The organism is Caballeronia zhejiangensis, assembly GCF_000698575.1.
In the GTDB taxonomy this organism is placed as follows: domain Bacteria; phylum Pseudomonadota; class Gammaproteobacteria; order Burkholderiales; family Burkholderiaceae; genus Caballeronia; species Caballeronia zhejiangensis.
This window is the reverse complement of sequence record NZ_JFHD01000041.1, coordinates 1-23538: the sequence shown is the minus strand read 5'-3', so window position 1 is coordinate 23538 and position 23538 is coordinate 1. Positions and strand designations below refer to the sequence as shown.

Below are 23538 nucleotides of genomic sequence, written 5' to 3'. Positions count from 1 at the left end.
CGGAACGCCACACATCAAGGCCTGCGGAGCGGATTGCTGACGTGATCGCTGCGATGACCGCAATCATGGCGACGTCTTGCGACGGCTTATTGCGCAGTGGTCATCTATAATTTCCGGTCGACGCTGAGCGTTCGCGAATACGTATCGATCCTGTTTTTCCGTCCTTAACCTCATGGGTTCGCCTGCAGTTAGGCATGGAGCACGCAGTGAAACAGCAGCAATTGCTTGCATTTGTGTATGCCGCGAGGTTGGGTAGTCTTCGTGCAGCGGCACGACAGCTAGGGCTTACGCAACCGGCAGTGACGCACACAATTCGCGAGCTCGAAAGCTCTCTTGACGTCGAACTGGTCACGCGAACAAACCGGGGCATCGAACTTACTGAGGCGGGTGATGCTCTGTTACCACGTGCGGAACAACTTCTTGCTGACATGCGGCGCGTTAGGGAAACGATAGAGCAAGTTAAAAATCGACCCGTCGGCAATGTCTCCGTGGGCACGCTTTCGACGATTGCGCTAACGATCCTTCCAGACGCGGTGCTCAAGTTTCGCGAGATGATGCCCTTGGTGAAGCTGCGCATCCATGAGCTTTCAGTCGTCGAGACTCTTGCCCGCTTGCGCAACGGGGAACTGGACATTGCGGTAACGCACCGCGCGCCAGAGCTGGACAGCGACTTCGAACACGATTCGTTATTTACTTGCCGGTTCGCGATCGCGATGCGGGCCGGGCACCCTCTTGCTAAATCCACTCGGCTCACTGAATTGCTGGATGCAGAGTGGATTGCAACCCTGACGTCAGAGGGTTTGTCCCAAAGCGTGATGAAGGCGATGTTTGAAGCGCAGGGACTTCCTTTTCCGAGACGCATGCTTGACGCACCTTCTTCATTTGCCGTGAGGGCCGGTTTGCTTGCAAAAACCGACGTGATTGGCTGCTATACCCGACCCTTGGTCCGTTCGATGATTCCGCTCGGAATCACGATGGCACCGATCCAAGATGAACTTCCTGAACTTGATTTCGCAATCATCTCTCGACGAGACCTTGCGCCGACACCGGCGGTTCTGCGATTCAGCGAGTGTTTGCGTCAGGCGGCGCGCGAGCAGGCGGATTCGTTGCAATAGGCTCAAAAACAAGTTCGGGAATTGCGCTTCCAGCGGTTCGTATGTCGCGCGTTAGAAGCGCTGAATGATGCCGGCATTCACCGCAACCTGATTCGGAGTTGAGGAGGCGGTGAGTGTGTTGATACTCGCGACCGCCGGTTTATTGACCGAATTCGTTCCAGAAGCGTGTTGATAGATACCGATGGCGTACAGCTCAGTTCGCTTTGAAAGCGCGTAGTGGGGGCCGAACATCGCTTGACTGTAATGCGCCGTGCTTGTACTCAAATAGTCGAACGCTGCACCCAGCAACGTGCTCGTGTTGACTCGGTAAGTGAGGTTGGCCTGGACGTCTTGAAACGTGTGACTTCCAGCAAGTGGAGTTGAGGCAGTCCGAATGACGTCTCTGAACTGTGTGTTGGTGTAGACGGCGCCAACGGTCAATTGGCCGAATTGATACGTTGCGCCTGCGCCAATCACCCGCATGTCCGATGCCGACTCATATCCGCTGAAGATGGGGTTGCTCGCGGGACTGACAAACGTGGGAGTAACCACAGTGCCGTCGTAGAGCGACGTCGCGGGATTGTGCACGTTTTCATAGGCTGCGGCCATTTGCAAGCCTCCGCGCACATATGATGCGCCGAGGCCAAAGATTTCGTTTGTCCCAATGTTTCCCGGCGTGCCACCGACACGGTAGAGCGCACTTACACGCAACCCCGCTAAGTCGGGTGTCTCGTAGCGAAGCGTGTTGTCGACCCGATTTGTCGCGCCGACATTGTCTACGTCACCAATGTGACTTCCGATGTACCCGGCCCACAAGCCCGAGGCACTGATTTTTCCCAAAAACGCGGTCGTTTCCTCGTATTGCCGGCCAGCGGTAACCTTGCCCCATGGTGAGGCGATTCCGACCCACGCAGAGCGGCCGAACATTCTCCCATTCTGCCCAAGCGTCCCGGAATAGGCGTCAAAACCGTTCTCTAGCAGGAAAATACTTGAGATGCCGCCGCCGAGATCCTCGGACCCTTGGATGCCCCAACGACTACCGCCCCACGCGCCGCTCTGAGCCTTGAATAATGGCGACCCCTTTGCGTTGTTCTGATAAGTGAGGCCAGAATTGATAAGTCCGTAGAGCGTTACGTTTGATTGCGAGTATGCGTTCATAGCTAAGCCGGAACACAGTGCACCGGTTAGCAGGGCGATTTTTGCCGTCATCATGTCTCCGCTTGTATTCACCGAGCAGCGTTTTGCCTGCTGGTGCCTGCGGTTGTAGGCGAGGATTTTGCCTACCCGCAAATTAAGAATGAGCGGAGTTTAGTCGCGGACGGTGACTCGAAAAAGATGCTATTTTTTTTACCGCGATAAGAATATTTTATCGCGCATGAATCGATGACAGGGGAGTCTCCATGTTCCGTTGCGTTGCCAATCTCTAAGCCGAGAGCGGGAAAGCAAGGAGTTATCGAGATCCAGCATACTCAACGAAGAACGGCTACCAGCACGGTTGCGCTGAGAAATCGGAGAAAATGTCCTGCTCAAGATCGTGGCTGCCGCATGCCCGTGTAGGTGTCATCCTGTTGCGCGAACATAGCGGCCGCCGTTACCGTCGGTATGGTGCCCAATGACCATCGCCAATTATCAGGAGCGCCTTTGAGCGTCCAGAGCCGTCGCCGCCATTGAACCAGTTTCACGAACGTTTTCAGAAGTCGGTTGGCAAGGACGTTCGGTGCCGCGGAAGAGTCGACCCATATCAAGGCGCGACTATCTTGCCGGTTGCGTCAGCTTCTCGATCTTCAACTGGTTTCTATGCTAGGACTGCGTCAGGCGGCGACACTGAACCGCCCGGTATGATAATGCTTGGATGACGTTTCTCTTACCAGGTACAACATGAAGAAGATCGACGTTAGAAAACTTAAGAAGGGCGACATCATTCTTTCGACGTCGACCGGAAAGATTAGTGCGGCCATTCGCTTCTTTACCAACAGCGATATATCGCACGCGATGCTGTATGTCGCCAACTCGTCCGTGATGGACTCCACGTCCGAAGGTGTGCAAGCGAGAAACATCGACAAGATGCGCTACCATGAGAGCTGTGCGATATACGCCTATCGTCCCGTTGTCGAGCTGCCGGAAGCGACTCTTGATATGGTGGTTGGCTACGTACGGTCTGAAACGGGCGCGCCCTATTCGTTAGCAGAAGCGACCGTATCGCCTGTCGCGGCGTATGTGCGAGGGGGAACTAGGCAGTTCTGTTCTCGGCTGATCGGTCGGGCATATGCGAGAGTCGGGCTGAGGATTGGTAGTAACCCGGATTTCTTGACACCTGCGGAGATTCAGAAATCAACTCAGCTGATCAAGCTAGAGGATGTGACCGTCTCGCTCAGTGCCGAAGACGTTGCGGCGTTGGCGCAGGAGCTTGACACGACAGAAGGGATGCGTGCAGTTACGAGCGCTCTGCTGAAGCGCGTACGGGAACTTAGTAAGTCAATTCGTACTTTAACCGACATTGAGCCTTTCCTATTGAAAAATCCGCAGTATGACGCTCAGTTCGCGTCCGCCTTGGTCGAGTCTGGATACACAACGTTCTGGCAAGTGGAGGTTGCGCGATTTCCGTGGAGATATGATTCAGTCGCTCTCGCCCAGCTTTATCATGCTGTCGAAAACAAGGAAGAGGTTCTCCAGTATTGCAGAGACACTCTTCGACATGATGCTGAAGGCGATTTCGAACACTGGAACGACAACCTCAGAAAGCTTGGGAAGCTCATGAAGACGGTGCCGCTTGAGACATTCAAGCTTCAGACGGATCTGTATCTGAAGCTTTGCTTTTATCATCAACAGCGGGTGGAATCGGCGAAAATGCTGCTGAAAGTCTACGACCGTTGATACGTTGACGTTAGCGCTGACGCGCGCTCTCTGTCAGTTCTCGTCCTTCTTGTTGTCCACCGAAATCATGTTTCTGCAATCAATTTATTCATTGTCTCTGTAACCGCGGGACAGGCTGAGCCGAACTAGATCAAGACTATCCACAACGCAGGAATATCATGCGCGTCTTGATCTCGTCTGTTCCTCTCATGGGCCATCTGAACCCCATTCTGTCTATTGGCCGAGGCCTCGTGAACCGCGGGCATGAAGTAATAGGCCTGTCAGCCCGAAGCTTCCAACAACGAGTGGAGGCTATCGGCGCGACCTTTCGAGCCTTTGAAGGAAATGCGAACAGGGACCTCAGCAACTTTGTGCAATACTTCCCTGAGATATCGTCTATCCCGCCTGGCGTTGAGACCAACAAATTTTACTTTGAGCGGGTGTTCGCGGATCCTATGTTGGCGCAATACGCAAGCGTCTGTAAAGTTCTCGATGAGTTCCCTGTCGACCTGATTGTGTCGGACAATCTCTTCTTCGGCCTGCTTCCTTTGCTCTTAGGTGCACGCAAGAAGCGCCCGCCAATCGCATACTTCGGCATAACGTTTCTGTTGTGGCACCGAGCAGACGAAGCGCCTTGTAACATGGCGCTTCCGCTGGCAGCGCCGGGGCACTATAACGAGCTGGCAGCCGAAGTCAAGGCGACGTTCGATGATCCATATCGGACGTATCTTAACAACATATTGGCGAAAACATGTAGTTCGCCTCTGAACGACAGCATATTCGACTCGGTCGTGCATCTGCCGGACCTGCACCTGCAAACGACAGTGCCTCAGTTTGAGTATCCTCGAAGTGACATGCCTGACTCTGTCCGCTTCATTGGCGCAATCCCCATTGTTCCCAAGCAAGCCCCGTTGCCGGACTGGGCTGGCGATTTGGATGGCTCAAAGAAGGTCGTCTTGGTGAGTCAGGGGACGCTGTCAAACTTTGACTTCACACAACTAATTCGGCCAACTCTTGACGCATTGGCAGACGACCCCTCCTTGCTTGTTGTTGTCACCGCTGGCGGACGATCTGTTGACGACGTACCTGGCTCGATTCCTTCGAACGCTCGAATCGCGTCATACCTGCCGTTCGAATGGCTTCTGCCTCGTGTCGATGTGTTCGTGACAAATGGTGGTTATGGGAGCGTAAACCAAGCACTTAGCTACGGGGTGCCAATAGTTGGCGCAGGCAACTCCGAAGATAAGGCAGAGGTGAACGCACGGGTCGCTTGGGCCGGAGTAGGGATTGATTTGCAGACCAACACTCCCACAGTGATGGCATTGCGAGATGCCGTACGGAAGATCCTTTCGGATGCGAGATATAGAGCTAAGGCCCGTGAACTCGCTTTAGAGTACCGGCGACACGCATCGAATGGTGATGTCGTTCAGATTCTCGAATCAATGATTTGATAAGAAAGTTGATAAGACCTTTCGATACGCATTTATTTTGAAAGGTCTTCCGGTCTGAGACAACAATTGCTTTTTTGGGATCTTGGTACTTTGTTGAGTCGAGCCTTAAAGAACGAAGATCACCAACTACCGGTATGGGATCAAGCGCGTAACGGAGATAGGATGAGATGAACGATGAGGGCGCTGTTGCAGCGCGTTATAGGTTGAGCTATTCTGCTGCGATTTATTCGCAATCGCGTTCGACTAGACTGTCGGCATGCTGCTTCGTAAGCTCTAAAAATCCCATGTCGAATGACGCAGAAACACGCTTAAGGGCGCTTCTTGTTGACGGCCTGGACGGAGACGAGAGCGCGTACCGTGGATTTCTTCGAGATCTAACTCAACACCTTCGAGCATTTCTTAGGAAACGTATTCCGCAACATCTAGATGACGTTGAAGATCTAACTCAAGAGATTCTGCTTGCAGTCCACAATGCTCGTCACACCTACCGGCTGAACGAACCGTTGACGGCTTAGTTGCACGCCATTGCGCGCTACAAGCTGATGGATTTCTTTCGCTCGCGAGCACGGCGTGAATCGCTCCATGTCGTAATTGGCGACCCGGAAGAGCTCTTCGGAAGTTTGGACAACGAGCCAAAACAGGCTCGCCGCGACATCAGCAAACTCCTCGAGTTTTTGCCAGATAAGCAGCGCTTGCCGATCGTTCACGTAAAGATTGAAGGTCTATCGGTAAGCGAAACAGCTCAGATGACCGGACTTTCGGAGTCGGCCGTGAAGGTTGGAGTGCATCGCGGATTAAAAGCCCTCGCCGCGAAAATTCGAGGTCTCCGATGAAAACTGACGATCTCATCAATGTTCTTGCCAGCGGTGTGGTTGAAGTTGACCGTACTATGGTTAGGCGGCGCTTCGCGAAGGCGTTGCTGTGCGGTGTCGCGGGCTCTCTGCTCGTGATGAGCATTGTATTTGGCTTTCGTCATGACCTTGCCAGCGTTGCTCGCACAGGCGTGTTTTGGGCGAAACTCGCGTTTCCGTCAGCAATATCATTGGGCGCATTGCTAACCATTGAGCGCGTGGGGCGTCCAGGGGCCCGTATAGGGCTCACTTGGTGCTTTCTCGTCCTGCCATTTTTGGTCGTGTCAGTTGCCGGCTGAATGACGCTCGATACCACAACCCCAAGCGCTCGTTGGCCGCTTGTGCTTGGCCATACATGGCGGAGTTGTCGTTTTAACATTCTCCTTTTGTCCTTGCCACTTTTTCCTGCAGTCATCTGGGCGATGCATTCTCTAGCGCCCACACGTTTAAGAACGGCCGGCGCGGCGAGCGGCGTGCTGGCAAGTTCAATGGCTACTGTGGTGTATTGTTTGCACTGCCCTGAAATGAGCCCGGCTTTTTGGAGCGTTTGGTATGCAATGGGCATGCTCTTGCCAGCACTGATTGGTGCGTGGCTGGGTCCAAAGCTCTTGCATTGGTAGAAAACGCTGACATAGCAAATATCGAATACGCACGATCCCGGCCGTTGCAGCAAGCTAACGCTCTTCGCGCTTCGTGTCTGGCTCAAGGCTGATTATGAATTACATAGTTTTATTGAACAATCCGTTTCTTCAATCAAAGATTCGAAGCACGTAAATTTCTGTAGAATAAGTCCTAACGATGCTTCGGGATCGGAGTTCTCTCAGGTTCGTCGCCACCCCTCGGAAAGACGGACTTTTCACGCCGGCAACACGCCGGCGTTTTTTTCTTGGCAGCAAAGTCACATGCCGATGCGGTGGCTTTAGTCGTCTCTTCGAGGGCGCCCAATTACTTTTTGGGCGCTTGAGAGTCGATGTATTTGCCAAGAGCGGTGGCTAACGCTTTGTCTGTGTTTTCGAGCTCTGTCTTTGCCGCTCCAAAGTCCGGCGCTCCTGTTCCAGATTCAGTGACGCTGACGGTGATGGTCCCTGGAACGCAATCCCCTTTACATTGTTGAGCACCGGCTTTGTCGGTCTCGGGAATGATGAACCATGGCGTAGCGTTGTAGACACCAAGAGGGAGCTTGGTGTTGTCATCGTGCCATTGTCCCTCACTGTTTTGGGCGCAGTCCTTCGCACTACCGCCGGGAAGGCAGAGTCCCTTCAACGCGATAGAAGTGTTAGCTACGGATTGGTTTCCTTTTTCCGTCACACCTGAAATTGCGATACCAACTGTAACGTCGACAAGACCCGACCGATCGGTTCGAGCCGAACTCTTTGTAAGTTTGAAATAAGTTGGGACCCACTGCCAAGCTATAGGCTGTGTCGCGCCGCTCATCTTCAAAGTGGCCGCGAAAGTCAAGTCGGCTTCCGCAGGTTTATCTTTGTTTAGCAAGCGAATCACCAAGCAATTGAAGGTCGGGCGGCCTTCTCTCACAAGTGCAGCTACGTTTCCTGCATGTTCTGTGTTGAACGAGAACGCCTGCTTTTTCTTGTCTGCGTACCTAGCGAACGAGGTTTCCGCTTCCGTTGTTGCTACCGAGAACGCTGCGACCAGTGCGATGCCGACAAGTATCGGTACCACAAATACTTCGTCCGGTCCCTTGCTGTGGACGGGCTGCGTCCGCGATTGAAGCGATGCCTTGCAGAATCTATTGAAGTCTGTTAGCGGATCCTCGTTGCCGAGCCTTTCGCCGCGCAGGTCCGTGCTACCCATGAGCTCGACTTTGAGTTGTCCCTGTCCAGTCTCGCTGGAGGGATGTTTCTCGTCACCTACGACATGCAGGAACTGACAGCCGCTCAGCAATGATGCTGAAACGATGCTCGCCGTCAATTTGTTTAACGCTGGTTGCCGTGGCATGACGACCCCCTGAGATTAGCTCTCGGGATACTGAGGAGTTATTTTTGGCCGGTATGTTGTGCAGCTCACATTCGGACATCGACGTGATCAGAAATTGGATGCCTGTGAACGACTGATGAATGCAACCTTGATGATAAGGTAGCGACAGGAGCACTGAAGCCACGTGAGGTCGACTATCAAGATCGCTGACGTCGAAAATCTTGGAAGCCGCTGTAAAGGCGGTGATTGGCCCTGACCAATTCGAAAGTGCCGGCGTTCGTGGGATGGGACGATACCGTCCAATCCCTGATAGCGGAGCATGCGCTGGCCAGCTTCCGAGGTCTTTTTAGGTACGCTTTTTTGCGCGTAAGCGGACTCTGCCGTCCAAGTCAGGTCTCGAATCGACTTGACCTCGCGCTCGACAGATCGAGTTGCGAAATGGCGTCGTGTGCTTTTGGCGACTCTGTTCACGATGGGCTAAATCTCTGGCCGAGGCGTGTACATGCATATCTCAGTCGGAGTGAGAGTCGAGAACCCATCAGCCGATATTAAAAACCTGTGATGGGTCGTGACCGCACTTTCGATCATGACTGAAGTGGCGCTTCCGGCTGCCACTGCGGCGAGAAGTCCCTCGTGATTTAGGCTTGTGTACGCAAATCGCCAATCCGTTTTCTGCTTGTCCAAACGCCGCAATGCCTGCTTTGCGATCCAGGCAGGCTTCGGGAAATACCGCTAGCGGGAGGGGAGTTTGCCGAAAGACTTGGCTGCTCTCCTGACACATCCGAGCGAGCCCCTCTTGCAAGGAGCCGCCGTCGCTCGTGCGCAGAAATTTCGTGGCGACGACGAGGTTGATGTTGTGGGAATCCGCTGATTTCAGCAGCTTCCAGCTATGTCTTCAACGAATTTCCACCTCAATATTTAGAAATGTTGTTCTGATGGTGCGCAGGATGGGCGGCATGAGGCACGACGCGAAGATCTCAGACGTGGCAAGCTTGGGGCTGCCGGCTGCGAGTCCGTGCTGAAGTGCAAGGGACGCGTCTTCGTGAGCCTCGATTAGGCGCTGTGCCACGCTCGTAATAATCTCTCGCCGACAGAAGTTAGTCGCACGATTGTAGTGTCGCGTTCAAACAGGCGTTGACCGATAAGCTCTTCGAGACGCTCGATCCTCATGCTCACTGCTGTTACGTTTGGTGAAGACGGGCCGCAGCTTGCGTGAAATTGCGGATGTCCGATACTGCAACGAATGCTCGCCCGAGAAGTAGAGCGAAGTCTTGAGGCATCACCTGGCGCTCTCCTTAAACAATTCGCAGCTCGTACCGATCTGTACCGCTAGACGCATACTTCATGCTGGAATCTCGTTTTAATGCGCAAGAGCAACATGAGGGCAACGATGTTTCACGAAGCTCGCATAATTGCACGTCGCAGTTAGGCTATATTTAGCTTAAATCGCCCACTATATTAGCTCCGACTATCTCTGCGTGTCTTGAGTGAAAACTTCAATCTCGACCTGTGCGATTTTTCCTCAATCGGGCTCGTCCGTATCGGGCGGGAGTTGGCAACGGCGAGATGAACGCCTTAAAGACATGTGCATCGAGGCTCGAACCACGGTGGGGGTTAAGACAGCTGCGCGAAGATCCATACAAGTGCGACCGGACGAAGAAATGTTGATAGGTGAGAATCTTCGGGAGACGGCCGATGCGAGAACGTTGCGTCTGAGCCGAAATTTCGCTCGAACTTCTGATGACAGTTATGCTGCCGCGAAGTGACCGACTTTTTGCGCTTGCTCGGCCGCGAGGTCTGACGCCGGATTCAACCCGGCCGTATATTCCTAATAGCCCGTCAGCCACACCAGTGGCCGACAGTTCGAAACAACCGAGCTTTGCTCATTTTCTCAGGCTTTCAGGTTCCTGCATGTGCGAGCTTACAAAGCGCATGTGCCTTGATCGCAATGACGCTTTGGCCTTTGTGGAGCATCAAGACGCCTACCCACCATGCCAATTCCGGAATCGTTGAAATAGAAAGCCAGGCAAACAGTCGTCTAGACGATCAAATTACACTTTTAGAGCATGGTAGTCGCTGCGCTTTTCGGTCAATTCAAAAGCGCGATCAGGGGTGCGCGACCTCGGTAACTCCAGTTTCTGCAACCGGCGTCACCGTTTCGGCCCGTGCCCAGCAGCACGTTCGAGTACGGCAAAGAGGTCGTCGGATCCCGCCCACGTTTGTATCAACGCTTGTCTCTCAGCCTTTATGTCTTTGTTGAGAAGATCGTGGGTGTGCATATCGAGACAGAACGCACAGTTATTGATCTGCGACACCCGAAGGTACTACAGCTCGATTAGAACATGCAATGGGGCCATCTTTGCGACGTCGCTGTAGATCCCGCCGAGAGCTTCAACACCGCCTACAGCGACTTGCGCGTAGGCAGGTCGATTACTATTCGCTTCTCCCTTCGTTCGATAGGTTGTTGCTACGGGTGTGTCTGGAAGATATCGTTGGCATTATTTCAGGACGCTAGACACCCCCTATCTTCAAACTTCAGCGACAAAAGGTAAATGACGACCCGCGTCGTTGTTTTTTGCGCGCCGAACGCGTTGTTCTGAGTTTCAGAACGCGTGATGGATGTAGGGTGTTCTGAACAGCGGATCTGACCATGTATCCAAAGCTGAACGAAGGGTAAACGCGTTCTAGGTATAAGCGAATCGCGCTTGAGTCAAGCTTCATTTTCTTACAGTCTGTTCAGAGCCGGAAGTCTTCCATGGACGCGATAGAAGTCGAGCATAAGTGCCCTCTCATAAAAAGCGATGGTCACTGACAGTAGACCTAAGGGCGGTCTGCCCTGATGGCTCCATTCGGATTGCCAGGTCGCAGAGTGAAGACGTTCACATCGCCTATCGCGATATTGCAGGCGGTATGCTTTGACCGGGTGATGTGCTTCCTTTAGACGCCGATCGACGTGTTGCGACATGCCGATGTAGATGACTTTGGGGCAAAGATGCCGCCCGGTGCTTGGACGTTTGCAGCAGCTGTCTCCGTGCCCGTCCGCCAGTAGATACAAACCAAAAATGCCGAATTCACGGGGAACGTCGAAGTCGGCTGATGGCCGATCGCGCAGATTCCACGCACGCCATGGTGAGAACGGCAAATCAGGTATCTCAAGTTTCATTTGCTCGTACCTCGGAGGCGTCAACTGCTGTTTATTTGCAAGGTCGAATGGCAGTGAATCTCCCTGCGCGAAGCCTTCAGTTTGACCGTGTTTTTTCCTTTGGGGGCACCGAGGGAGTGGACTATCGCTGCAAAGGATCGTTAGCTTTTCGCAGCTTTCGACTCGGTACCTCTCGATTGCTGCGCCTTCGCGAGTGGGCAACCTAAAGTAGAATGCATCAGTGCCGACAACTAATAGATCGCGCGGTCAATAACGGCGTAGCGTTAAGATGTTATCCGGTCCCGTAGTACACCTTCTGTGGCGGCATGGGCAAGCGCGCGTCGTTAGCTCTTCGATATGCAGTGCCGCCACAAGCGGGACGCTTCTCGGGATTGCGTCATTTATCAGTTTTACCGTTTAGATGTCCAATGGAAGTCACCCTCCTGCAATTGCCTTCAAGTAAGGCGCACCGCGTCATGGCTGCCGTAGTTGTTCTTGTCGTTCTGATTGAGACAACGATCGTCTGGCACTTCTCCTCGCAGCGAACGACTGTTATTGTTCAGTTTCTGCCCATATTTGGAACTTGGGTGGCACTTACCGGATCGCTGACTGCGTATCTTTTATGGACTGAGTACAAGGTTACTGGGCGGTTGATGTTTGCCTCGCTGAGCGGCGCTTATGCGTTTGCTAGCTTAACAGCTGTTCTGCAGCTGGCTTCCTTTCCTGGTGTGTTTGCCCCAAATGGGCTACTTGGAGCTGGCTCTCAAAGTTCGCTTTGGATCTGGGTTTTTTGGCACTGCGGCTTCCCGGCCCTTGTTACGACTGCCCTCGCATTTCGGATGCGTCGAGTGAGCGAAAGCCAGGTTGGCGTCGGACGGTATTCCGTCGTCGGCGCGCTTGCACTTGCTGCGGGCTTCGGAGTCGTAGCGATAGCAGGTAAAACTCATCTCCCAGAAATTGTCTCAGCGACCGGATCGTACGCGCGTCTTCAGATGAGTCCGGCTTCCGTGTTGGTTCTGTCTATCTCGCTCGTGGCGTTATGGGCCCAAATCATGGTCACTCGGCTGCGCTCGATGTTGGATTTGTGGCTCGCTGTTGTGTTGTTTGCTGATCTCGGTGATGTAATACTTACCCTCATCGGCGGCGCGCGGTTTTCTGTTGGCTGGTATGCAGCTAAGGCAGCTTCCATGGTGTCGTCGAGTGTGGTTCTTGGGATGCTGATGCACGAGACGAACAGGTTGTATCGCGCGTTGAACGAGTCACATCAGGAACTCATGGCAAGCTCGCAACGCGACGGCTTGACGGGCGTTTTCAATCGTTCTTATCTCGATGCGGAATTGGATAAGCTCATAGCTATTGCCGATGGACGAAGACGACCGTTCTCGGTGTTGCTGATTGATGTCGATCATTTCAAGAGTTATAACGACACCTGTGGACACCTTGCAGGCGACGAGGCACTGAAGCAAGTAGCACACACGTTGAGCATCGCGACCAACAAATATGGGGGCTTCGCTGCACGATTCGGTGGCGAAGAGTTTGTCGTCGTGCTTCCTGGACATTCTTCCAAGGCGGCAATGAGTGTCGCGGAGGACATCCGCGAAAGGGTCGCCTCGCTCCCGTCCACATCCCAATGCTCTGCGCCAATTACAGTTTCGATCGGTCATGCCGCTTGGACGTCAATATTCGATAAATCGCCCAAGGGTATTCTTGGCGCGGCGGATGCCGGCCTGTACCGAGCGAAGGCATCCGGGCGAAACCGGGTTATCGACATAGAGGCAGACATGAGCGGCATCTCAGAGAAATATATGCCGCCTGCTCAGACACACTAATACGCCTAGCATGGTCGTGCAAACAGCAGTCTTATATAAGGTTCGCCGCGGATTCGTGCCAACGACCTTTCAATCAGCGCCATCCGGGTCCGTACTTGAATCAATGTCGCCGTAAGTCTTCCCGTGTAGGAATTGAGACAGGATCCGCAGATCCTCTCCAAGCAATGGGCGGCCCATGGCAACGACTCGTAGTTTGTATTCTCCGCATTGTCGACAGCGGCGTGCAATTTCGTCAATTTCTTTTACACCGCACTCGGACACAGGGGTGTACCTGTCGAGCCTGTGAAACACGAAGCTGACCATCAAAATTCCCGCGAGCACGAACACCGTAGCGATGGCTGCAAAGGCGGGCGCCTGAGAGTCAGTCTTGACCGCAGCAATCGCTACTGCTGAGGTGAAAGCAAGGTAGGCGATGATGGCGGCCACGACCTCAAACATGCTTCGTCGCTTTCCATCGGCTATCTCGGAGTGTGTTAGGGGAGGTCGAATTGAGGACGACGCTTTGGATTTCATTGCCATGGCCGATTTCCGGTTCAGTGCCGTCGACTGCCAACGGGCGCTTTCCGCTTTGATAGTTTTTGAAGCCACTAATCGATGCCGACCTTAACGTGTACGGCGCTCAAATACGACATTACAGAACCACTCGCGTAAATTGAGATGAGCGGCGTAGGGAGTTTAGTAAGTTTGTTTCTCCATAGCAACTAAACAAATAGCGAAGACTCCGTCAGCAGAAGTTCGATTTGGCTACTCGCACGTCTCAGTGGGCGGCGGGAGCATCCTTGCGCATCACTACCACCTCGATCCTGTTTAGATAGACGGGATTGGATATGGTAATGGTAGGTTGAGGAATGGCGATCCATGCAACGTTAGCTGGGGAGCACTACAATCGCTCGACATTTCTTCGGCTAAGGTCGCCGCTAACGTCCTCAGTACGCTCATGCAAACTAAAACATTCTGGCGTGACAAAATCTTCCGTAGCGCTCTCGCAGTCGCACTCAGCCTCGGCACGACGTCAGCATATGCCGATCGTTGGGGTTTGCAGATCGCAGGTGGCGTAGCCAATCACGACTTCAAGAAGGCTGATGTTGGGGTTGTGTGGGATCCGAACCTGACTTGGTGGGAAGTTAGTGGATTTCATTTCACGCTCGTCGGTGAAGGGCACATCGGCTACTGGCATACGACCGAGAGCAACGCTGTGAATTCGAACGTGTGGGAGTTTGGCCTGACTCCAGTTCTGAGGTTCATAAAGAGTTCCGGCTACTTCCGACCATTCGTTGAGGCCGGAGTCGGCGTGAGAGTGCTGTCGCATGCCCGAATAACGCAAGACTACACGCTATCGACTGGCTTCCAGTTTGCCGATATGGTTGGCGTCGGCATGATCTTCGGGCAGAAGCAGAGCTACCAGGCCGGGTTCCGCTTTCAGCATCTATCGAACGCGAGCATCAAAGAGCCGAACCCTGGCATCAATTTTGAACAGATTTATCTGCAATACAATTTCTGATCAGAAAACACGAACGCATCGTTCTGAATATGCGAACAGGAAGTCGCGAGGTGTCGTCCACGTGCCGTCTCCTCGAGCGAAGCGGTGCCATTAATTGGTTTGGAAGATAAGTTGCGCTCTTTGCGCCATTCCGCCCCAAGCCTTCCTGCTGTTGGGCCGAGACGTGACACGCAGTTATCGCAGTCGGTCTGGCAATCGTTTTCTCATTGCTTATGCAAATCATGCTTTGTCGCACGAGTGAGAACGGTGAGCGTGGAACGAATGCGTCATTCTCTCTCTTTCACTCACCAGGCGTAAGAATTGGGGCGCGTTTTTTATTGTAGATTCGTGGTACCGTACACCTCTTTCTTCATGTCACGAAGAACATGTTCTCGGGGCGGGGTGAGATTCCCCACCGGCGGTAATCATCCAGCAATTGCCAAGGGATGTAGCCCGCGAGCGCTTATCGAATGATCGCTTGTTCGATAGGGTCAGCAGACTCGGTTAGATTCCGGGGCCGACGGTATAGTCCGGATGAAAGAGAACAGGATAGCTAGTTAGATTAGGCGTGCTCGCGCATTTGTGCGCATGTTCGCGCCTAGTTTTCATTCGCTGTCCTTCGCCCTGTTCACACTAACAGGCATAGGCTCATGAATAGCTCCAACCCTATCGAAGCAGACGTAGTCTCTTCTGCTGGTTCTCAGCGTCCCCGTATCGCATTTGTCCAGGCCTGCTGGCATCGAGACATCGTCGATCAATGCAAGGCCTCATTTGTCGAGTCGTTGGTCAAGAAGGGCTTTAATCTGGAAGACATTGAACTCTTTGAGGTGCCGGGCGCATTTGAAATCCCGCTCCACGCCAAGCGGTTGGCGCAAAGCGGGCGTTACGCGGGCATCGTCGCGGCAGGGCTTGTTGTCGACGGTGGTATCTATCGGCATGATTTCGTTGCGACGGCGGTTATTAACGGGCTGATGCAAGTGCAACTCGAAACGGGCACGCCGGTGTTCTCTGCGGTTCTGACGCCCCATCATTTCCACGGCGGCGTAGAACATATCAGCTTTTTTGCAGAACATTTTGTGGTCAAGGGCGCCGAGGCCGCGCATGCGTGCGCAGACACGGTGGTCAAACTGAGCGCCTTGCCAGTTTGACGTCGGTCAGTTGAAGAACACGCGATTTAAAGTGGCCCGGCGTTGGGCCACTTTCCCAAGGGCGAGGCTCGCACATCTCGCGAAATAATTTCGCGGTTGGCGCGGGTCTCGTCTAAAGCACGGCGAAATCAAGTACCGGTAAGACCTTGGAGGCTGATCTTCGACACTGTGTTGGCAGGTTGCTCACCGAGCTTCGTCAGTGTGCCGTTGGGTCCGATCGTGTATGACACGATTTTGTCGTCGCCGGCATAGTCCTGATATAGGTATTTGCCGTCCGGACTAATCCAAGAGTCGTTAGCGAATGCGGAAGCTTGACCTGCAACTGCCGTTTCTGTCGCAACCGCTGTGTTGACGAGTGTCAGCTTACCGGTAGTGTCGAGAGAGAAAAGCGACACCGCGCCACTACCGTTGCCAACGTAGGCAAACTTGTTGTCCGGCGTCAGAGCAATCCAGCACGGCGCTTGTTGGCCGGTGACAGCGATAGGTCCACTTAGCGTCGAAAAGCTTCCCGTTGAGGAAAGCGAATATGAACTGGCCGTGCCTCCGGCTGCCTCTGTGACGATGTAGGCGGCTGCCAGCGCGCCGGAACCGAATCGGCCACCGAACGGCCCGACCCCTGCTGACTTACTACTTACGGGCTGTCCCAGCGTTCCATCACTGTTGATCGGATAGGCGAGAAGCATGTTCAAAGGCGTGACAGGAGTGACGGTCTTCAGGAACCCATTGACGACAACAAACTTCCCGTCGGGGCTGACGGCGACTTGGGTTGGAAGGGCATCTTGCGCAGCGACGGTGTACTGGGCGAGTGATGTGAGTTTCCCATCGGACCCGACGCGATAGGCGCCAAGCTCCTGAGCACCCTGTTGATGGGTCACATAGAGCACGCCGTTCGAAAACGCCAGTGATGTTGGACGTACGCCTCCGGTCGGTGAGACCGCCAGCAGCGACAAGTCGCCTGAACTGGTGATTGAGAACGTGCTTACGGTATTGTCGCCCGCGTTGGCGACAAAGAGGCGTGTGCCATCGGGCGAGACGATGAGACTGTTGTTACTGGTCAAAGCGTCCGGCGCCACGATGTTGCCCATGAAGTAGTTGACGCCGTTTGTCCCTCTGCCTCCTGTCGCGACCGTTCCCTTCGGCGTAAGCGTGCCATCTGCGTTGCGCACGAAGCGCACAACCGTGTTCGATGAGTCGTTAGTTTGTGCAAACAGTTGGTGCACGGGTGCCGGATTGTCGTCGGAGCCGCCGCCGCACGCAGCAAGCATGGCGGTCATAGTTGCTGCCAGCAGAATATGTTGCTTCATTCCTCGTTACCTCTCGCAGTTGGAATTGTTGCTCATGACCGTTGTCTGAATTTGCCGGGCCATACGCTCTAGTTCGTCGACGAGCGCGAGATGGTTACAAAAGCGGACAAAAACTTTTCGATCAAAGCTGCGAGACTTGGCGGTCTAAAGCGTGGGAGTTAATCGCTTTGGATTTGATGCGAGTTCATGAAAATGAAAGGATAACGAGGAACACAGGAAGCCCCTGAGCTTTTCGCCAAATCGATGGAAGAGAGTAGGCGCCGATTTACAGAGCAACATCTGCGTTCTAGTCGTCCTCATCGAGATCATCGGCCCTTCGTTGATGAGCAATGGAGTGGCGAGCGTATTTGAGCAGCCCGTCGTATAACTCGAACGTAGGCTCCACGCGACTTAACGTGGCTAACATATTGATGCAATGCTTCTCTAGGCGAATATCCTCGGGAAACGGCTCGCCAGGGGTTCCCATTCGTCCTCCAGAGAGTGCAGCCATCGATATTGAGGTTCGGACGTTGTTCATGACGGGTTCACTGATCAGCTCGGCCGCATCGAGAAATCTCCGTATCAGCGTCGGAAACTCATAGATGATTGTGGGCTGGCTTTCGGCCAAGATGAATGCTGCAAGCGTCCCGTGGCTTGACGTTCCACCCGACGTCCATGCAAGAAGGGTTTCCAATACAGGCTCACTAAAGTCACCGCAGAGTCCGGAGATTGCTTCACCGACGAGTTGGAGGCTTCGCCCTTCAAACGCATTGCTTTGCGCCCAGTCTAAAAGGTCTCGGAGCAAATAAGGACCTGTTTCAATCTCCGATAATTCCAAGCCTTTGCCGTTGAAGTCCTTTTGAAGTGGAGTATAAGTCCAGTCGTTTCTGCGCAGAGCCTCGACAATTCTCGCCTTAACCATTTCAACGACACTTGAGGGCGACTGCTTCATCGATGAAAGCAGGAACTCTCGAATCCAATGATCGTCCAGATCGTCTAATGCGACCAGTTTCCTCAAGAGCTCGGGCCGCCTGATATTGACCTCCCCAGCGGGAATGAGCTTGTCGTCTGCCATCCACATGAACATGTCGTGTACAGCTCTGGCATCCACAAGGAAATCTACTAGGCAGACGAGCTCAAGCGCTAATGCTGGTGAACGCCCGGCTAGCTGGCGTAGCAGCCTTGAGGCACAAAACAATACCTGCGGGTCTGTCGTTGAGAAGATCCGCTTAAACAGGTTAATTTCAAAAAGCGTGTAAGGTCGAGTTGTCGAAAATGTCCCATAGGCTTCTGCAACTTTGGCTAGAGCTTCCGATGAATTTTCTCCGCTCGCGATGTAATCGTTTATGAGACTTGTATCACCGTTGGACAGGATTACCGACAATGCATGGCCTACGTATGGACTCAGGTGGCCAGCTCGACGCTCGAGGCTTCTTAACACCAGCTCGCCGGCAAGCTCGGGTTGGGAATCCATGAGCTGGTTTATGAACAGAAATGGCGCTCCATGTGCACCGCGAGTCACCTTCGAAATATCCAAGAGGCATTCATCCAATTCGTTGAGGAGGTCATGGGAGTTGGAGAAGGTCGCCCTTAACTCTTCAGCCAACAATCGCTTGTCACAGTGATGCTCCTCACGCTCGAGTGAACTATGGAGCTTCCATGTGTCCGTTCCCCAACCGTCAACGAGGGCTCTGGTCAAGCGTGTTCTCAAATCCCGGTTCAGCAGCGCCAAAATTGCATTTGCTTCCGATGACGTGTCTTTCCAACCATGAAAAGCGTGCCAGGCTACGGATTTTGCGACCTGCACGAGGACGACCGGGTCTAGATAGAATTCTTGTAGAGTGAGATAAAGCTCGTGCAGCAGCTTATAGTGAGCCTTTTGCCAAGCCTGATCAGACGTATCGCCGTGCATCGGACCGCGCAATGCCTGCGCCAAGGTTTGTGCTGCCAAAAAAGCTTTGCGGGACGACCTTTCTTGCAAGCAACTGAGCAGTGCGTCAGTTATCTCGTCGCGGATAGCTTGAACTTGACTCAGCGGAAGCTGGTAGCGCGTAAATGTGAAGGTCGCCTTTGCATAGTTGGTCGTTTCGATTTCAGTGCCTAGCGCCCCTTCCAAAACAGAGAATGGTGCGTGCTCAAAATTGAGAGACATAGGTCGCTCCAAAAGCGACAACGCGAATCTGACGACTTGTTGGACATACTCGAGGGGTTTGTTCAACTGCACTGTCGCCAACTCTTTCAGCACGCGTATCCCGTGACTCGTGTCTTGGTTTATAGGCCGAGAATCGTTTCGTCCCGCGATCCAAAGAAGGTGGCATGCTTCGCTCAAGTGGTTGTAGGTGTACGAGGCATTCCGAATCATATTGCATACGACAGCGGTGTTTCCGTGGCCTTCATCGATGAGCCTTTTTGCAAAGTCTAGAGCCAAGCGAGGTTGGTAATAAGCTACTGCCTCGACAGCTTCCGCGTGCGGGTTGTCATACTTCGTGCCCCATTGCAGTTTTGTCTTGAGACTGTTGAGCAATAAGCTGTCGTCAGTTCTGCCTTCGCGTAAGCGCCAGTCCAATCTGCCGAGATTGATGAACAAGTTCTTTAAGAGATGCGCGCAGGAGAGGTCGAAGACTTTCGAGACGTCCTGATTCGCTTCGCCGTTGGCTCCTAGGTAGTGCTCGCGTATGACTTCGTCTGCCAAGAGGTCAGGAGCAAGGCGATGTCGAGCGCCGCGCTTAAAAAGAACGCCTGCCTCGCTGAGAAGACGAATTAACCGGGTAGCATCTGCCTGTCCAACACCCTCGACCTGTGCGAGGATGTTAAGGAAACTGGGGTCGTCAGGGATAATGGGCTGAAGCAACGCGATGATTCGAAGCACAGCGCGAAGTCTTTGAACGTCCTGACCTCCTACTAGAGTGAGGGCAACTACGTCTTGAAGCCGAGAAAGCACGTGGGTCCGAAAATCTTCCGCGTTCCCAAGTAGCTGTAGAGAAATTTTGTCGCGAGCGACCAATTGTGCCGCCAGTACGGTCGCAAGTGGAGTGGTGTAAGTTGCACCAGCTATGTCAGACGCCGAAGTTGGAGGTGCACCGCACGCCGCGAGGATAGATTCTGCGAGGGCACGTGCCTGTTCGCGGGTCTGCTGCTGGACATCCACAAAGCGGACAAGTGGACCTGACAAGCTCACATCCGCAGCCTGGAGTCGAAGCGCTTCTCTTCCATAGGGGCGTAACGCTAGGAGCAAATGAGTATTGTTCTCGGGCACCGAAGCATGACGCAAAAGTGTTCCCAAATCCTCGCGCTCGTGTGCATCGTCAATGATAAGAATGGTTTTTCCACCATTGGAATCACGCAGGTTTTCCAAGTGGTGAGCTTTTATCTCCTCTGTCGGAGAAATACATCCAATCAGGAAGGAGGTTTCGTCAGCGAGTCTCTGCGTTATCTCGTACAGAATTCGGCTTTTTCCAGATCCGGCGGCACCGACAAGTCCAGTCACTAGGATTGAATCGTCGCGCAAGGAATCAAAAACTTCTTCAACCTCAGAGCCGTGTCCAATGAGCTCCCACGAATGATTAAAAAATCGGCCAGGGACTAAGAACGGCTTGAAGAAGGCTTCCGCCGTCTGTATTGGGCCGGCTTCTCGCTCTCCAAGCAGGTCGAGGCGTTGTCCGTTGAAATAGCGGTCAACTAGGTCCAAACGATCAAATGCGGACAACTGGTGAAATTTTCGCGTTATGTCCTCTCGATCCCACAACTCCCATTCGGAATGGAGAGCGATTGCATCTCGTGCCTTTGGGCTAGCAACGCTGGAGAGAAGCAAAACTTTGTGATCAGAAACGAACGTTTGCTGGGCAACAGCCGCGTGCACCTTTTGGGCACCGAATTCACTAACTCGCTTGCATTGGAATGTATGTATTCCAAAGGGGCCGGTGGCGACAAGATCAATTCCGTGCTGCTTGTGACCGGTACCGCCGTATCGACACACCTTGCCATCGCGAGTTCTGTACAGACCATCGAGCAGAGAGGCGCAGAAACTCTCAAAAGTCTCAGGCGTTAGAGCAGGGAGTGGAAGAGGCCGGTCAAGCGATGTCGAGGTCTCGAAGGAGACCTCTTGCGGCGCAGTTTGGTATCCCGCAGCGATCATGAGCTCACCATCTTTCGCCCCGAGCAGCTTTTCAAGCGCGCGGATGTCGCTCACGCGTGGGCGAGCAGCACCGCTCTCCCAACGGCTGACCGATTGTTGGGTCCTTCCTAATGCTGTGGCTAGCTCTTGCTGCTTGATGAAGCCAGCGCCGAGCCGCAAGCGTCCGAGTAATTCCCCAAAGTTGGCGTAGGCAAAATGTAATGAATTCATCTGAATAAAAATTCCCGAGTGCCACTTCTCACACACAGTTTACCGTGTATTATCATCGAAAAGCAGTCCGGCGTCACCCTTTCGGACATTCACGCAGCGGTCAAACACGTTTTTTCGGTCCCCCCGCACTATGGACAGTCGAAATGGTCGTCCGCACAGGCAGCGGAAAAAATACTCAAATCTTTTTTAAAGATGAAGCTGATCGACTTTCCGCGCAACCACAACATTCGGACGCTAGCGGGGCTTGCAGAAACTGGCGGTATGCGGCCGCTTGAAGAACTCGCTATCAGGTGTTTGCAAACACCTGCAGACGTACGCTACGGTGAAACGTCGGTTTCTCTCGAAGAAGCCGTTGAAGCCCATTACGGGTCTTTGCTTCTCGGCCAGCGGATTTTCGAAGCCATGATTGACGTCTGAAATGCACCATCGCCTTGAAATATCCATTGATGGATGCACGACATATCGCAAGATGTTCGCCGACGACAGAAGTTCATCGCGCAACTTTGCTCTCTTGTCAGTCAACATCGGGTGAGTTTTAACATGGGACTGTCACAAAAATACAGACGCCTGCTTATTTGCAGATGCCGTCGTTTGGACACAGGCGACTTGCAAGCCGTTATTATGGAACATGACTGGCTCGACCGCTCTGACGAGGAGTCAATTCGGTGACGTTTTCTAATGATGCTAATTTGAAGCAACACGCGGGCTGCAAAATCATTAGGGCCCACACACCGCCGTATAAATCTAACGGGATTGCCTTAGCGTGCGCGCTTCAGACGGCGGTGTGGTTGGTTCGAAAGAAAGAAAAACCTATCATTGTGCTGTGGATGGGCAATGACCTGCCGGCGCGCGATGTTCTCGAAAGCGCGATGTCAGTCGACTTGGTTGACCATTTGCTTGGAGAAGGGCACTGCGCCGCGGATGGTGTCCAGTTCAACTTGATCGACACGACGAAACTTGTCACATACGAGCATGAGACCATCGTCGCGCTCGGTACGAGTGTGCTCGAGCTTGAGGCGTCTCAAGTACTAGATACAGCTGGCGCGTTGATTTTCGTGCCCCTTGGAGAACGCGATCTTAAAGCTTATATGCGCTTGGCGCCGGACTCGAACCGGATAAGTTGGAAGGAGGAAGAGCAGTCGCGAGAATTAGGTTTTGCTCGTACATCGGTGTTGCAGCAAAAGCTATCTTGGTACAGACAGTTTTATAAAGTCGTCGCGTCCGATACGTTTGGAGGAGAAAACTCGAGCCGATATGTGCCGCACGATGGCACAGGGAGATGCCGCTATTGTGGCAATTCGCCGCCGGATGCTACGTTCCGTTGGAAGTCTCACGCATTTCCAGAACAGATCGGGAACAAGATGCTTGTCGACCTGGCGGAGTGCGATGCGTGTAATCGCCATTTTGGAGACATGCTTGACGACGACTTTGCGAAGTGGACGCAGCCTTGGCGCTCAGTCTTTCGCGTAGCAGGGCGCAAAGGTATTCCGACATCCAAGTCAGGTGACGGAAAGATGCGTGTTCAAGCGGACGATGTGACTCATCTGAAGCTGTATGTTTCGTCGATCGGCGAAAGTGGCCTCATCGAGTCTGGTGAAAATCGCATCCATTTGAGGGTAGAGCGTCAGGCGTACGTTCCTATGGCGGCCTATAAATGCATTGTCAAGATGGCGCTGGCCGTGATGCCCGCGGACTACGCGTCTGAATGTGAGCATCTTAAAAAGTGGATTCTCGAAAAAAGCCATACGTTTGAAAGTTATAAGTTCAAGCCCCTGTCCGTGTGGCTACAGTTTGTTCCAGTACAAACCTTAAATGGGTCAATTACATACGCCGTGCTTCGCAGAACAGATTCTGCGAGCAGAGTTCCGTATTTGATATTCGTGCTTCAATTTTCCCACCTCCATCTGCAGATCGCGTTGCCGATGCACGAACAGGATAAGGCTCTCTGCGATGGGAAACTCTTTGAGATCATGCCATTCCCTCATATTGGGGGCTTAGCTGAGGTCGAGGCAAAGTTCGGCCGGAGCGAAGTGCGAACTGTAGACCTCAGCGGAGTCGAGCGAGTGAAAGGCGAGATCGAAACGATTCCATTCAAGTACGAACAGCGGGTTGAACTGCCAAATAACA

Annotated in this window: 15 protein-coding genes, 2 pseudogenes and 1 riboswitch; of the genes and pseudogenes, 10 read left to right on the top strand and 7 right to left on the bottom strand. The window is 53.2% G+C overall.

Features of this window, described 5'->3' with window-relative positions; genetic code table 11:
• Positions 1–206 precede the first annotated feature (206 nt).
• Complete coding sequence (locus BG60_RS30870) at positions 207–1115, top strand: LysR family transcriptional regulator (RefSeq protein ID WP_174447759.1); 909 nt, start codon at positions 207–209, stop codon at positions 1113–1115.
• A 51-nt stretch (positions 1116–1166) separates the two neighbouring features.
• Here the strand turns inward: BG60_RS30870 and BG60_RS30865 are convergent, their stop codons facing one another.
• Positions 1167–2306 carry a porin gene (locus tag BG60_RS30865; protein ID WP_033536358.1) on the bottom strand — a complete coding sequence of 380 codons (1140 nt, stop codon included), beginning with the start codon at positions 2304–2306 and terminating at the stop codon, positions 1167–1169.
• Between the two features lie 666 nt (positions 2307–2972).
• On the opposite strand from BG60_RS30865, the gene BG60_RS36515 reads away from it, so the two are divergent.
• The 4 genes and pseudogenes from BG60_RS36515 to BG60_RS30845 all read left to right on the top strand — a co-directional run bounded on the left by BG60_RS36515 (position 2973) and on the right by BG60_RS30845 (position 6869).
• Entirely contained in the window at positions 2973–3968 is a 996-nt protein-coding gene (locus tag BG60_RS36515) for a YiiX/YebB-like N1pC/P60 family cysteine hydrolase (RefSeq protein ID WP_051627154.1), read from the top strand.
• A 158-nt stretch (positions 3969–4126) separates the two neighbouring features.
• A complete protein-coding gene (locus BG60_RS30855; protein ID WP_033536357.1) occupies positions 4127–5398 on the top strand; it encodes a glycosyltransferase in 1272 nt (423 codons plus the stop codon).
• 284 nt (positions 5399–5682) lie between these two features.
• A pseudogene (locus BG60_RS37390) lies at positions 5683–6231 on the top strand (sigma-70 family RNA polymerase sigma factor).
• Positions 6228–6869 (top strand): annotated as a pseudogene (locus BG60_RS30845) (DUF1109 domain-containing protein). The pseudogenes BG60_RS37390 and BG60_RS30845 overlap by 4 nt, the downstream one beginning before the upstream one ends.
• Positions 6870–7194: 325 nt before the next feature.
• Here BG60_RS30845 and BG60_RS30840 read toward each other — a convergent pair.
• The 3 genes from BG60_RS30840 to BG60_RS39760 form a co-directional block, all read right to left on the bottom strand.
• The gene (locus tag BG60_RS30840; protein ID WP_140401997.1) at positions 7195–8205 is read right to left on the bottom strand and encodes a hypothetical protein; all 1011 of its coding nucleotides are present in this window, start codon (positions 8203–8205) and stop codon (positions 7195–7197) included.
• A gap of 1032 nt (positions 8206–9237) precedes the next feature.
• Positions 9238–9354 carry a LysR family transcriptional regulator gene (locus BG60_RS37385; protein ID WP_080443023.1) on the bottom strand — a complete coding sequence of 39 codons (117 nt, stop codon included), beginning with the start codon at positions 9352–9354 and terminating at the stop codon, positions 9238–9240.
• A 980-nt stretch (positions 9355–10334) separates the two neighbouring features.
• On the bottom strand, positions 10335–10499 hold the full coding sequence (locus BG60_RS39760) for a carboxymuconolactone decarboxylase family protein (protein ID WP_080443024.1): 165 nt from the start codon (positions 10497–10499) through the stop codon (positions 10335–10337).
• A 1255-nt stretch (positions 10500–11754) separates the two neighbouring features.
• On the opposite strand from BG60_RS39760, the gene BG60_RS30830 reads away from it, so the two are divergent.
• Positions 11755–13155 carry a sensor domain-containing diguanylate cyclase gene (locus BG60_RS30830; protein ID WP_235366237.1) on the top strand — a complete coding sequence of 467 codons (1401 nt, stop codon included), beginning with the start codon at positions 11755–11757 and terminating at the stop codon, positions 13153–13155.
• Between the two features lie 69 nt (positions 13156–13224).
• On the opposite strand, the gene BG60_RS30825 is transcribed toward BG60_RS30830, so the two are convergent.
• The gene (locus BG60_RS30825; protein WP_008348650.1) at positions 13225–13593 is read right to left on the bottom strand and encodes a hypothetical protein; all 369 of its coding nucleotides are present in this window, start codon (positions 13591–13593) and stop codon (positions 13225–13227) included.
• Positions 13594–14092: 499 nt separating this feature from the next.
• Here BG60_RS30825 and BG60_RS30820 point away from each other — a divergent pair, with 499 nt between their 5' ends.
• Together BG60_RS30820 and BG60_RS30815 are read left to right on the top strand one after the other, a co-directional pair.
• Complete coding sequence (locus tag BG60_RS30820; RefSeq protein ID WP_033536355.1) at positions 14093–14656, top strand: acyloxyacyl hydrolase; 564 nt, start codon at positions 14093–14095, stop codon at positions 14654–14656.
• A 363-nt stretch (positions 14657–15019) separates the two neighbouring features.
• Positions 15020–15185: riboswitch (FMN riboswitch) on the top strand.
• A gap of 100 nt (positions 15186–15285) precedes the next feature.
• Complete coding sequence (locus tag BG60_RS30815) at positions 15286–15783, top strand: 6,7-dimethyl-8-ribityllumazine synthase (RefSeq protein WP_051627153.1); 498 nt, start codon at positions 15286–15288, stop codon at positions 15781–15783.
• Positions 15784–15911: 128 nt separating this feature from the next.
• On the opposite strand, the gene BG60_RS30810 is transcribed toward BG60_RS30815, so the two are convergent.
• Both BG60_RS30810 and BG60_RS30805 read right to left on the bottom strand, forming a co-directional pair.
• Positions 15912–17087 (bottom strand): lactonase family protein, encoded by a 1176-nt coding sequence (locus BG60_RS30810; protein WP_033536354.1) that lies wholly within the window; start codon positions 17085–17087, stop codon positions 15912–15914.
• 286 nt (positions 17088–17373) lie between these two features.
• On the bottom strand, positions 17374–21411 hold the full coding sequence (locus BG60_RS30805; RefSeq protein WP_034473886.1) for a helix-turn-helix domain-containing protein: 4038 nt from the start codon (positions 21409–21411) through the stop codon (positions 17374–17376).
• Between the two features lie 18 nt (positions 21412–21429).
• Here BG60_RS30805 and BG60_RS37375 point away from each other — a divergent pair, with 18 nt between their 5' ends.
• Positions 21430–21828, top strand: a complete 399-nt coding sequence (locus BG60_RS37375; protein WP_075583589.1) for a HEPN domain-containing protein — start codon at positions 21430–21432, stop codon at positions 21826–21828.
• A gap of 248 nt (positions 21829–22076) precedes the next feature.
• Positions 22077–23538, top strand: a 1462-nt coding sequence (locus BG60_RS36510) for an HNH endonuclease (RefSeq protein WP_150126553.1), incomplete at its 3' end; no start/stop codon positions are given.